This is a genomic window from Pseudomonas sp. MWU12-2029, assembly GCF_023242425.1.
Classification (GTDB): Bacteria; Pseudomonadota; Gammaproteobacteria; order Pseudomonadales; family Pseudomonadaceae; genus Aquipseudomonas; species Aquipseudomonas kribbensis.
This window is the reverse complement of the sequence record NZ_JALJDY010000006.1, coordinates 327,567-339,805: the sequence shown is the minus strand read 5'-3', so window position 1 is coordinate 339,805 and position 12,239 is coordinate 327,567. Positions and strand designations below refer to the sequence as shown.

7 protein-coding genes are annotated in these 12,239 nt (G+C 61.9%); all 7 read right to left on the bottom strand.

The features are described from left to right. Positions 1-8: 8 nt before the first annotated feature. The 7 genes from M5B44_RS17565 to M5B44_RS17535 all read right to left on the bottom strand — a co-directional run bounded on the left by M5B44_RS17565 (position 9) and on the right by M5B44_RS17535 (position 12,213). Complete coding sequence (locus M5B44_RS17565) at positions 9-3,461, bottom strand: alpha/beta fold hydrolase (protein ID WP_248739991.1); 3,453 nt, start codon at positions 3,459-3,461, stop codon at positions 9-11. Positions 3,462-4,446: 985 nt separating this feature from the next. After that, positions 4,447-5,217, bottom strand: coding sequence for an electron transfer flavoprotein subunit beta (locus tag M5B44_RS17560; RefSeq protein ID WP_248739990.1), 771 nt, complete (start codon positions 5,215-5,217; stop codon positions 4,447-4,449). Between the two features lie 9 nt (positions 5,218-5,226). Continuing rightward, complete coding sequence (locus tag M5B44_RS17555) at positions 5,227-6,447, bottom strand: electron transfer flavoprotein subunit alpha/FixB family protein (protein ID WP_248739989.1); 1,221 nt, start codon at positions 6,445-6,447, stop codon at positions 5,227-5,229. Then, positions 6,447-8,396, bottom strand: coding sequence for a dimethylglycine demethylation protein DgcB (gene dgcB, locus M5B44_RS17550; RefSeq protein ID WP_248739988.1), 1,950 nt, complete (start codon positions 8,394-8,396; stop codon positions 6,447-6,449). Before dgcB ends, M5B44_RS17555 begins: the two co-directional genes overlap by 1 nt. A 155-nt stretch (positions 8,397-8,551) precedes the next feature. Continuing rightward, positions 8,552-10,612 (bottom strand): dimethylglycine demethylation protein DgcA, encoded by a 2,061-nt coding sequence (gene dgcA / locus M5B44_RS17545; protein WP_248739987.1) that lies wholly within the window; start codon positions 10,610-10,612, stop codon positions 8,552-8,554. 15 nt (positions 10,613-10,627) lie between these two features. Next, positions 10,628-11,158 (bottom strand): DUF5943 domain-containing protein, encoded by a 531-nt coding sequence (locus M5B44_RS17540; protein WP_007959778.1) that lies wholly within the window; start codon positions 11,156-11,158, stop codon positions 10,628-10,630. Between the two features lie 77 nt (positions 11,159-11,235). After that, positions 11,236-12,213, bottom strand: coding sequence for a dipeptidase (locus M5B44_RS17535; protein WP_248739986.1), 978 nt, complete (start codon positions 12,211-12,213; stop codon positions 11,236-11,238). Positions 12,214-12,239: the final 26 nt, after the last annotated feature.

The following is a 12,239-nucleotide window of genomic DNA, read 5'->3' as shown; positions in this document are numbered from 1 at the left end:
GTTGCGAGTCAACCGAGGGCCGTCTTCTCCAGGTGTTCAAGGATGATCGGATACACATCGACCACCGCGTTCTTGCCGAACATGCAATCGATGTGGCCGTAACCCGGCACCACATGCCGGCTGTAGCGCTCCGGCCCGTGTTTCTCGCAGACCCGCTGGTAGGTCTTGAGCGTGCTTTCCGGCAGGTAGCACTGGTTTTCCGCGCCGCTGATGAAGCAGATCGGCATGGTCAGCCGGTCGAAGTGCGGCATGTACACATCGTTGCCCTTGAAGTCCACCAGATGCCCTTTGCGCACGATCAGCGCCAGGTGTTCGAAGGTCTCGATGTTCGACTCGCCGAACAGTTCGTGCAGGTTGTCATGCAGCGTCTCGTTGAGGGTGTCGTGGCGGTACAGCGAGGCGTACATGAAGGTGATGCGGTGGCACACCGGGTTGGTGCAATAACCCTGGGCTTCGATCCGGGCGTAGCCGTTGAGGGCCTTGTCGTAGAGGCGGTTGAACCAGTTTTCCTTGCTGTCGGCGTAGGCGGTCATGGATTTGATGCCGATGGCGTCGAGCATCCCCGGCAAGTGCAGACCGGCCTTCAGCCCCGTCGCCGTCGCGACGACCGTGTCGGCGGCGATCTGCGAACAGACCACCGAACGCACGCCCTGCAAACCGGCCAGCAACGACATGAAGAAGGTCGTTGCGCCGTAGCAATGCACCACGCACTGCACGTCCTTCGCGCCGGTCTGCTGCTGGATCTGCCCGATGGCAGCCTTGAAGTCGTACTGGGCGATCTGGTCGCCGTTCCATTCCTTCTTGCTCGCCGGCAGCAGGATGCTCACGCGGAAATCCAGCAGCCACACGTCGTAGTCGTGCTTGCACAAAAATTCGAGCAGGTTGGTCTGGATGGTGTCGGTGGAAAAGATGTTCGAGCCCACACCCAACCCGTGCACCAGCATCACCGGGCCTTTGCTGCCGGCCTGATAGCGGCTCAGGCGCAGTTCCACACCGTCCTCGGTGGGGAAGAAATGCACATCCGGCGTCGGCGCATCCAGCGGCCGTTTCAAGCGTGGCGGCGCGTCGGGATTGAAGTACTTGTCCCCGGCGAACACCCCGCCGTAACTCTCCCAGAGAATCCCGGCGAAGAACTTGCCGAACCGCGCCAGCCCTTCGATGCGCTCACGCTCGTTGCGCGCATTGAGGACTTTCATGGTGGTCATCTGCTTGGCGAAATCCGCCGGTTTGATATGCATCACACCCGAGCCGATGACTTCGCCGGACTTGTCCGGGCCGCGATACAGCGTGACGTAGAGGGTGCTGGTGTCATGCCAGATGTTCAGCACGCCGTTGTCTTCCGGCACGGTTTTGAACGCGCTGAAGAAATAGTCGTTGCCATCCTCGGCGGTCAGTTTCATGTCGTATTTCATGTGGCGCGTATCGACCTGCTGCTCGAATTGCTCGAACAGATTGAACACGCCGTTGCTGGCGGTCAGCGGCTGCGGCGACAGCGCCGGGGCGATCACCGTGCCGACGATGGTCGCGGCGTGCTCCGGCTCCTTGATCATCCGGTTGAGGTCGCTGGCGGTGATGGTCAGGGTGAAATCGATCGGCGAGTTGTCCGCCTCGCCGCGTTTGGCCGCCGCTTCGTAAACCTTCAGATCCGTACTCTGCGCAGCGGTGAAGGCCCGGGAGAAGTAGCCCTTCATGGTCTCGGTGAATTGCACGCCGAGAGTCGGTGGCACCGGTTGTTTGCGCGGCGCCGAAGGCAGTGTGTAATCGATCGTCCAGCCACGGTCGGCGGCCAGCAGGCCCATGTTGCGCTCGCTGACGGCGGAGATGGTCAGCAGCGGGTTGACCGCCAGTGACGTCGGAATCACCGCGCCGTCGGTCACGTACAGGTTGGCGTAGACATCGCTGCCGCTTGCGCCGCTGAACACCTGGCCCTTGTGGTTGACCACGCCTTGCGCAGCGTCTTCACCCATCACGCAACCGCCCAGCGGATGCACCGAAACGATGCTGTGCTTGAGCAGTTTGGTCCAGATCGGGTTCTCGACCCAGATCCCGCCCAAGGCCTTGGTGCTCTGGTACAGCCGTTCGTTGCCGATCTTGAAGTTTTCCTGTTCGCCAACGCCCGGCCAATCGATGCGCAGCTGGTCCTTGTTATCGAGGACCATGCGCCCCTGGCCGCTGTCGTGGCTCATGATCAGGTACGTCTGCATGTTGTGCAGCGCGCCGTAGTACGGGCCGCGCAGGAAGCTTTCGGCTTCGCGCTCCTTGTACTTCACTTTGCCGCTGAAGCTGTCGTCGGTGGGTACGCCGATCATCTCAGCGAACCCGGCCATCGCCGGGACCATCGGCCGCCCGAGGGCGCCGGGGATCGAGCCCTCCTCGATGACCATGCGACTGCTGCGATCACCTTCGTTGCGCATGTCGATGATCGACGTGATGCACGGGCCGACCGGTTTCATCTCCTTGGCCGAGTGCGTGCCGAAACCGATGCCGTTGATGGTCTGCTCGCAGTTGTGGCCAAAGCCGAGGATGTCGCCGTTGCCGCTCATGTTCTCGCCGAGCTGCCCGGACATCACCAAGCCCTTTTCCCGCGAGCGCAGCAGAATCTCGGTGGAACCGAGGGTCCCGGCAGACACCACGACGATGTCGGCTTTCACGAACAGCGTCGGCGCGTCGAATTTCTCGCGGCCACTGTCGAGGTACTGGAAGTGCACGATCCAGCCGTTGCCGTCGCGCTCCAGATGCCGCACCTGGGCCTGGCAGAAAATCTCCGCACCGTGATTGGTGGCGTCCGGCAGATAGTTCATCAGCGTGGTGTTCTTGGCCTTGTTGTTACAGCCCGAAACGCAGTCGCCGCAGTGGTTGCACGGCAGTTGCTCGACGCCGACATGGTTGAGGTTGTTCGGCAGTTTGTCGAAGGTCACGTTGATCGGCGGCTTGTAAAAGTTCGCGCCTTGCTTGAGGAAGTCCGCGGACTTTTTGTTGGCATCCAGCTTGGGCAGGTTCGGTGCGCTGTTCGGATAAGCGTTGGGTTTGAGCATCTCCCGGGCCTTTCTGTAGCCCTCCTTGAGCAAGCCATCCTGGTCCTCACGCACCGCCAATGGCCAGCGTGGATCCTTGAACACATCGGCTGTCGGCTCCAGCGAAACGTTGGCATTGATCAACGACGTGCCACCGAGGCCACAACCGACCACCACGTTCTGCTGCGCGTTGACGTGCAGATCGAACAACCCGGTGCGTGAGCCGATGTGGCCGTCCGGGTCGTGCACCTGCAACTCTTCGGTCGCAGCGATCATGGTGTTGGGATATTCGCCGGGCTGGATTTCCCGACCGCGCTCCAGCAGGCACACCTTTTTACCGGCCCGAGACAGGCGCGAAGCGGCAATGCCGCCGCCGTACCCGGAGCCGATGACGATCACGTCGTAGTGTTCCTTGATGTCGCTGATGGGCGTTGCGATCCGTGTCATGAGGTGGTTCCTCTCTCAGGCAGATGGGGCAACTCTGCGGTTGCCTGCAATCAATGGGCGAACGGGCACCTGGCCCCCGGGCAGGCCCGGCGGCAGTACAGCGGTGTGGCAGGGTTCAGGCGCTATAGACGGGCATGCTGATTGGCGGCACGACGCAAGGTGCGCGTGCGCGGCTTCGGGGCTGACAGCAAGCGGGGATTGAGGGGTGAGCGATGTGGCTGGGTATCCATCACGCGTTCTCCCTGAACCAGATGTGGATAAGTGACGGCGGTCCTTGTGCCATTGGAGTGAAGACAGCGGCCGGATTGAAGTCAAGGCAGGCTCTTAGAACTGTATGAAATCTGATCAATTGCCATTTGGACTATAGCCTGCGGGGCTTGCAGGGTTTGGCGAACAAGTTATCCACATAGCCACCCACAGCAAATGGGGACAACTGTGGATGACCTTGGAAAATAATCGGGGTTTTGTGAAGAAAAACCGTGACTTATCCAGAAGCACGGTTTTCGGTGCTGATTGTCTGTTTTTTGATCAACACCTTGAAGAGCACGTAATACATGGCCTGCAGAGGATGGCGAACACCTTATCCACAGAAGCGCCAACAGAGTTCGGGGGTAACTTCGCGGGTGCTGTGGAAAAGCGCTGGAGGGCTTGATAAATCGGGGTTTACGTGAAGATTATTGTTTCAAAAGGTCGAATTGATCATTTTTCGATCAACCCATCGTAAGCCACGATTTATATGGCCTGCAGCGGATAGCGAACATCTTATCCACAGAAGGGCCAACAGAGATTGGGGGCAACTTGAGAAGTTATCCTTGGGAAAAAGCCCGAAAAAACCGCAAGTTAGGCTGATCGTTTTTTGACCTGAGGGCTGGAAGGCTTGATTGGCGTGGGGTTCAGGGATGGGCGAACACGTTATCCACAGATCCGCCAACAGGGATTGTGGGTAAACGCCCCTCTTCCGACAGAAGAGGGGCCGAACAGACATTCAGCGGACAACACCTTCTTCAAGCAGCAGTTTGAGAATGGCTTCCGCCCCCGCTTGGGCAGTCACGCCCTTGAGCACCTGCCCACCACCGCCACTGGCCTTGGCCGTCGCCGCTTTCATCCGGTCAGCCCCGCTCTTGGCCTTGATCACCTTCAAGCGTTTCGGTCGGGGTTTGGCCGGTTGCAGGGTCGCCAACGCAAGTAATTCGTCGTCCACCACCTCCACGTCTTTTGCCTGAAGAACGCCCCGCCGCGCCGGCCCGTAAGCACTTTGCCGAGGCTTGGGCGCGGCGTTATCCACAGTCGCCAGAAACGGCAGGCGCACCTTCAACCGGCGCCGCTGCCCACGGGGCAACGCTTGCAGCACCAGCGCCGAGCCGTCGTTGATCGACTCGACCTGGGCCAAACCGACGACCAATGGCCAACCCAGCCCTTCGGCCAGCAGGAACGGCAGCATCCCCGAACCTTCACCGGTTTCCGCCTGACTGCCGGTCAACACCACCTGAGCGCCGGCATCACGCAAATAGTCGGTCAACGCCGGCAACGCATCCGCACCGGCCGGTTGTTCCAGCACATGCATCTGTTCCAGGCCCATGCCCAGATAAGCGCGCAACGCAGGTTCGCCAATGTCGCCGGCATGCAGCACTTGCAGGTTATCCCCAGCCAGTTGCAAGCCGAGTTCCACCGCCCGCGCATCCTGTTCGGCACGACGCGGGCGGCCCGAGGTCGGGTGGGCGCCGATTGAAACCAGACTGATGATCTTTGTGCTCATAACCGTTCCTTAAGCCGCATCGCGCTTGGCTTCGTTGCGGTAAGCCTCTACCGCCGCGATCAAGGCCTGGAGAATTTCCGCGCTTTCGCCGATCACCGACAGGTCGGCACGCTTGATCATGTCGCAGCCCGGATCGAGGTTGATCGCCACCACCTTGTCGCAGGCGCCGATGCCCTGCAGATGCTGGATCGCCCCGGAAATCCCCACGGCCACGTAAACCCGCGCCGTGACCCAGGTGCCGGACGCGCCGACCTGACGGTCGCGGGTCATGAAGCCGTCGTCCACGGCCACCCGCGACGCGCCTTCGGTGGCGCCGAGAGCGGCGGCGGTCCTGTGGAAAAGCTCCCAATCCTTGACCCCGTTGCCGCCGGAGAAGATAAACTCGGCTTCGGCCATCGGAATCGCCGCCGGGTCCACCGCCACCGTCCCCAGATCCTCGATTCGCGAAAGGCTGCGCGCCGCCGGTGTGGATAACTCAACCGGCAATGCTTCGTGGCGGGTTTCGCTGACCGGTTCCGCACATTCGGCGGACGCCAAAATCAAGCGCGCCACCGGGCGGGCCAGATCCTGCAACCCGGCACCGGCGCGGCCGATGCACTCCTGATCCTTGACCTGCCACACCCGTGTGGCCGGGCGCTCGCCCAGTGCGGCGGCAAAGCGCCGACCGAGTTCGCCGCCACCGCTGCGGCTGTCCGGCAACAGCCAGTGGCGCGGGTTGAACTGGTTATCCACAGCCCGCAGGCCCTGGATGCGTTGCTCCGGTGCATAACCACTGAATTCTTCCCCTTCCAGCACCAGCAAACGGTCAACGCCTGCCGTGGCGAAAGCGTTTTCCTTGTGCTCGCCGAACACTACCGCCAGCACCGCGCCGTCGCTGCCGGCCAGTTGATGAGCCAGGCCGAGCAGGTCGCGGTCGTGGCTGCTCAAACGGCCGCCGACCATGTCCGGCACCACGCTGATATAGAACGCCGGGGCCGGCACTTGATGCAGCGGCAATTGCACTTCGACCGCTGCCGAGCGCATGACCGCACCACCCTGCTGGGCGCCGCTGCGGTCGATGCGTTTGATGCCGTTTGGCCCGATGAAACCGATGCCGTGCAGGTTCTTGCGGATGATCCCGTTGGGGCCCATCCAGCTGTGTTGCGCCGGTTGCATGGCCGCGTGCAGCGGATGCAGGCGGTTACGTGCGATCCATTCGGCGCGGGGGTCGCGGCGGATAATGTCGCTCATCAGTGGGCCTCCGCAGGTTCACGTTTGGCCGGGGTGGCAGGCTTGTTCGGCGCGGCGTCTTCGAGCAACGCGTCGGCCACCAGTTCGGCGATGTCCTTGATCAGCGGACGCGGTTCGACCACGCCTTCGAGCATCGCCGTGCACTGTGGACAACCCACCGCCACCAGTTCGGCGCCGGTCTCGCGGATGTCTTCCATGCGCATGTCGGGGATCCGCTGCTTGCCCGGAATGTCAGTGATCGGCGCCCCGCCACCGCCGCCGCAGCAGCGCGAACGGAAGCCGGAACGTTGCATCTCCTTGATCTCGATGCCGAGGGCGCGTAGCACTTCGCGCGGCGCCTCGTACTCGCCGTTGTAGCGACCGAGGTAGCACGGATCGTGATAAGTCACGCTGTTGCCTTTGTGCTGACCGAGATTCAGCGCGCCGGCCTGGATGATTTCCGCCAGGTAGGTGCTGTGGTGCTGCACGAGGTAGTTGCCGTCGAAGGCGCCGTACTCGTTTTTCAGCACATGGAAGCTGTGCGGATCGCAGGTGACGATGCGGTTGAAGCTGTATTTGGCCAGGGTCTGGATATTGCGTTTGGCGAGCAACTGGAACGTTGCTTCGTCACCAAGACGTCGGGCCACATCGCCGCTGTCACGCTCTTCCAGCCCGAGCACCGCGAAGTCGACCTTGGCCGCTTTCAGCACTTTGACGAAGGCGCGCAAGGTGCGCTGGTTACGCATGTCGAAGGCGCCGTCGCCGACCCAGAACAGCACGTCGGTGGACTTCTTCTCGCCGAGCAGATTGAGGTTCAGGTCCGCCGCCCAGTTCATCCGCCCGCCCGGAGCGAAACCGCCAGGGTTGTCGGTGGCAATCAGGTTTTCCAGGACTTCGGCGCCCTTGTTCGGGGTCGCGCCTTTTTCCAAGGTCAGGTGACGACGCATGTCGACGATGGCATCGACGTGCTCGATCATCATCGGGCATTCCTCGACGCAGGCGCGGCAAGTGGTGCACGACCACAGGGTTTCGGCGTCGACCAGACCGTTGACGATCGGTTGGTGCGGATTGCCGCTGTGTTCGCCCACCGGTTTACCCGGATAAGGGCTGCCGGCGAATTTGGCATCGGTGCCGCCGGCAAGGCCGACGACCATGTCCTGAATCAGTTTTTTCGGGTTCAGTGGCTGGCCGGCGGCGAACGCCGGGCACGCCGCTTCGCACTTGCCGCACTGCACGCAGGCGTCGAAACCGAGCAACTGGTTCCAGGTGAAATCCTTGGGTTTTTCCACGCCCAGCGGCGCGCTCGGATCATTCAGGTCCAGCGGTTTCAAACCGGTGGAACGGCCACCACCAAAACGTTCGGCGCGGCGGTGCCAGGCCAGGTGCAACGCACCGGCGAAGGCGTGCTTCATCGGACCGCCCCAGGTCATGCCGAAGAACAGCTCCGACACGCCCCACAACACGCCGACGCCGAGAATCGCCGCCAGCACCCAGCCGCCGAAGTTCTCCGGCAGGATCCCGGCCACCGGCAAGGTCACCAGGAAAAACGACGCCGAGAACGCCAGCAGGCTTTTCGGCAGGCGCATCCACGGGCCTTTCGACAGCCGCGACGGCGGGTTGAGCCGACGCCGATAAACGAAGATCGCCCCGACGAACATCACCGCCGTCATCAGCAGCAACGCGTAGCCAAGAATGCGGTTGTGCAGGCCGAAACCGTGCACCAGAATCGCCAGCACGATCGACGCCACCGCACCGCCCGCCGTGGCGACGTGGGTGTTGGCGATGTATTTGTCCCGCGCCACCACGTGGTGCAGATCGACCATGTAACGCTTGGGCATGGCGAACAGGCCGCCGATCAGATCGACCTTCGAGGCCCGGCCCCGACGCCACATGGCCACCCGCCGCAACGCACCCAGCACCGCGAGGGCCAGGGCTGCGAACAACAGGATTGGAAGAAGGGTGTTCAACATGGTGAAGCTCCCACCAGTACAGCCTGGAGAAACACGTTCGGCGTGTTCCTGTGGGAGCGAGCTTGCTCGCGAAAGCGCCGGGTCAGTCGATGCAGCGGTGACTGACAGAATGCATTCGCGGGCAAGCCCGCTCCCACAGGGTCATGTGCAAACCTTTAGAAGTCTTTGCACAACCGCAGGGCGTCATAGATCGCAGCATGAGTATTACGCTGCGCCACGCAGTCACCGATGCGGAACAGCAGGTAACCGTCGCCATTGCTGCTCAACGAAGGTTGCGGCTGGATCGCGAACAGCGCCTCGACATCGATCTGGCCCTTGTTGCGCGAGCCGTCCTTGAGGGCGTAGTAGATTTCTTCATCCGGACGCACGCCGTTCTCGACGACCACCTGATCCACCACCCGCTCTTCTTTGGCGCCGGTGTATTCGTTCTCCAGCACGGCGACGAGTTTGTCGCCTTCGCGGTAGACCTTCTCCAGCATCATGTCGCCGGTCATGATCACTTCTTTCGGGTACATGCTGCGGTAGTAGGTCGGGAACGACGTACCGCCGATGGCCACGCCCGGCTTGATGTCGTCGGTGACGATCTCGACCTGGCTGCCCTTGTCGGCGAGGAAGTCGGCCACCGACATCCCGGTGAACTCGCAAATGGTGTCGTAGACCAGCACGTTCTTGCCCGGCGCGACCTTGCCGTCGAGCACGTCCCAGCTGCTGACCACCAGCCCTTCGGCGGCGCCCCAGTGTTCGTTCTGCTCCAGATACGGATGCCCGCCGACCGCCAGCACCACGATGTCCGGGCGCAGGTCCATGATGGTGTCGGCATCTGCGGCAACGCCCAGACGCAGGTCGACTTTCAGCCGCGCCAGCTCCAGCTGGAACCAGCGGGTGATGCCGGCGATCTGGTCACGCTGCGGCGCTTTCGAAGCGGTGGTGATCTGCCCGCCGATGAATTCTTTCTTCTCGAACAGGGTCACGTCGTGGCCACGTTCGGCTGCCACACGGGCAGCTTCCATCCCCGCCGGGCCAGCACCGACGATTACCACCTTGCGTTTCGGCCCGGTGGATTTCTCGATGATGTGCGGCACGCCCATGTACTCACGGGAAGTCGCGGCGTTCTGGATGCACAGCACATCCAGACCCTGATACTGACGGTCGATGCAATAGTTGGCGCCGACACACTGCTTGATCTGGTCGATCTGGCCCATCTTGATCTTGGCGATCAGGTGCGGGTCGGCGATGTGGGCGCGAGTCATGCCGACCATGTCGACGTAACCACCCTCGAGAATCCGCGTGGCCTGGTTCGGGTCCTTGATGTTCTGCGCGTGCAGCACCGGAACCTTGACCACTTCCTTGATCCCGGCCGCCAGGTGCAGGAACGGCTCCGGCGGGTAACTCATGTTCGGAATCACGTTGGCCAGGGTGTTGTGGGTGTCGCAACCCGAGCCGACGACGCCGATGAAATCGAGCATGCCGGTGTCGTCGTAATACTTGGCGATCTGCTTCATGTCTTCGTGGGACAGACCATCCGGGTGGAACTCGTCACCGCAGATGCGCATGCCGACGCAGAAGTCGTCACCGACTTCGGCACGTACGGCTTTCAGGACTTCCAGACCGAACTTCATCCGGCCTTCAAAAGTGCCGCCCCATTCATCGGTACGCTTGTTGACCCGAGGGCTCCAGAACTGGTCGATCATGTGCTGGTGCACGGCCGACAGTTCGACGCCGTCCAGACCACCGGCCTTGGCGCGGCGAGCCGCTTGCGCGTAGTTGCCGATCACCCGCCAGATTTCTTCCGGCTCGATGGTCTTGCAGGTCGCGCGGTGCACCGGTTCGCGGATGCCCGACGGCGACATCAGGGTCGGCCAGTGGAAACCGTCCCAACGGGAGCGACGGCCCATGTGGGTAATCTGGATCATGATCTTGGCGCCATGCTTGTGCATGGCGTCGGCGAGATTCTGGAAGTGCGGGATGATCCGGTCGGTGGACAGGTTCACCGAACTCCACCATTGCTGCGGGCTGTCGATCGCCACCACGGACGAACCGCCACAGATCGCCAGGCCGATGCCGCCCTTGGCTTTCTCTTCGTAGTATTTGACGTACCGTTCGGTGGTCATGCCACCGTCGGTCGCGTAGACCTCGGCGTGCGCGGTGCTGAGCACGCGGTTGCGGATGGTCAGTTTGCCAATTTGAATTGGCTGGAACATTGCTTCGAAAGCCATGGCGGGTTCCTCGACTTACAACGGCTTGACGGTGAACAGGCCGTCGTCGTGGCCTTCTTCGGAGCCACCGTAGACCTGCTCGGCCACGGTGCGGATCTTGCTGCCGCGCGCGGCGAGGATCTGATCCATCGCCCCGGCAAACCAGCCGGTGAACATGTAGTCGACCTTGCGCCCGACCTTGCCGTAGACGTAGACGAACGCCGAGTGTTCGAGCTTGACGCTGCAGGTGCCTTTATCGAGGTCGATGTCCTGGATCTTGAACAGACCCCAGCCGCGCTGCGACAGGCGCTTCATGTAGTGCTCGAACACCGCGACGCCTTCCAGACCGTGGCATTCGGCTTCTTTTTCACACCAGTGCCAGGCGGATTTGTAGCCGGCCTTGTAGAGGATCTCGGCGTAGGCGTCGGCGCCCAGCACTTCCTCGATGCCCATGTGGTTGTTGACGAAGAAGTGGCGTGGCACGTACAGCATCGGCAGGGCGTCGGAGGTCCAGACACCGGTCTCGCTGTCGACTTCGATTGGCAATTGCGGGGCGATCTTGGCCATGGAAACTTAACTCCAGAAAAATTTGGGTGTTGCCCCCGGCGCGGACGGCCGGGGGAAAGTATTCGGGAAGCGGCGGCTTACTCGCCCCAGACGTCCTTGAGGACGTTGACCCAGTTTTCGCCCATGATCTTGCGCACGACTCGCTCGGAGTGGCCGCGCTTGAGCAGGGTTTCGGTCAGGTTCGGGAACTCGCCGACGGTGCGGATGCCCAGCGGGTTGATGATCTTGCCGAAGTTGGTCAGACGGCGGGCGTAGCCCTTGTCGTGGGTCAGGTATTCGAAGAAGTCCTGACCGTGACCCTGGGTGAAATCGGTGCCGATGCCGATGGCGTCTTCGCCGACGATGTTCATGGTGTATTCGATGGCTTCGGCGTAGTCGTCGATGGTCGAATCGATGCCCTTGGCGAGGAACGGCGCGAACATGGTCACGCCGACGAAACCGCCGTGGTCGGCGATGAATTTCAGTTCCTCATCGGACTTGTTGCGCGGGTGCTCTTTCAGCCCCGACGGCAGGCAGTGGGAATAGCAGACCGGTTTTTTCGATTCCAGGATGACTTCCTCGGAGGTCTTGGAGCCGACGTGGGACAGGTCGCACATGACGCCGACGCGGTTCATCTCGGCGACGATCTCGCGACCGAAGCCCGACAGGCCGCCGTCACGTTCGTAGCAACCGGTGCCCACCAGGTTCTGGGTGTTGTAGCACATCTGCACGATGCCGACGCCGAGCTGCTTGAACACCTCGACATAGCCGATCTGGTCTTCAAAGGCGTGGGCGTTCTGGAAGCCGAAGAGGATGCCGGTCTTGCCCTGCTCCTTGGCCTTGCGGATGTCGGCGGTGGTGCGGACGGGGATCACCAGGTCGTTGTTTTCACGGATCAGCTTCTGGCTGGCGGCGATGTTATTGACCGTGGCCTGAAAGCCCTCCCACACCGACACGGTGCAGTTGGCCGCCGTCAGACCGCCCTTGCGCATGTCTTCGAACAGCTCGCGGTTCCATTTGGCAATGATCAGACCGTCGATAACGATGCTGTCGGCGTGTAATTCGGCTGGGCTCATCAGGCGTCCCCTTATTGGCGATTCAT

Coding starts and splice junctions, on each gene's coding strand:
- M5B44_RS17565 (WP_248739991.1), bottom strand. CDS start 3,461: ATGACACGGATCGCAACGCCCATCAGCGACATCAAGGAACACTACGAC.
- M5B44_RS17560 (WP_248739990.1), bottom strand. CDS start 5,217: ATGAGCACAAAGATCATCAGTCTGGTTTCAATCGGCGCCCACCCGACC.
- M5B44_RS17555 (WP_248739989.1), bottom strand. CDS start 6,447: ATGAGCGACATTATCCGCCGCGACCCCCGCGCCGAATGGATCGCACGT.
- dgcB (WP_248739988.1), bottom strand. CDS start 8,396: ATGTTGAACACCCTTCTTCCAATCCTGTTGTTCGCAGCCCTGGCCCTC.
- dgcA (WP_248739987.1), bottom strand. CDS start 10,612: ATGGCTTTCGAAGCAATGTTCCAGCCAATTCAAATTGGCAAACTGACC.
- M5B44_RS17540 (WP_007959778.1), bottom strand. CDS start 11,158: ATGGCCAAGATCGCCCCGCAATTGCCAATCGAAGTCGACAGCGAGACC.
- M5B44_RS17535 (WP_248739986.1), bottom strand. CDS start 12,213: ATGAGCCCAGCCGAATTACACGCCGACAGCATCGTTATCGACGGTCTG.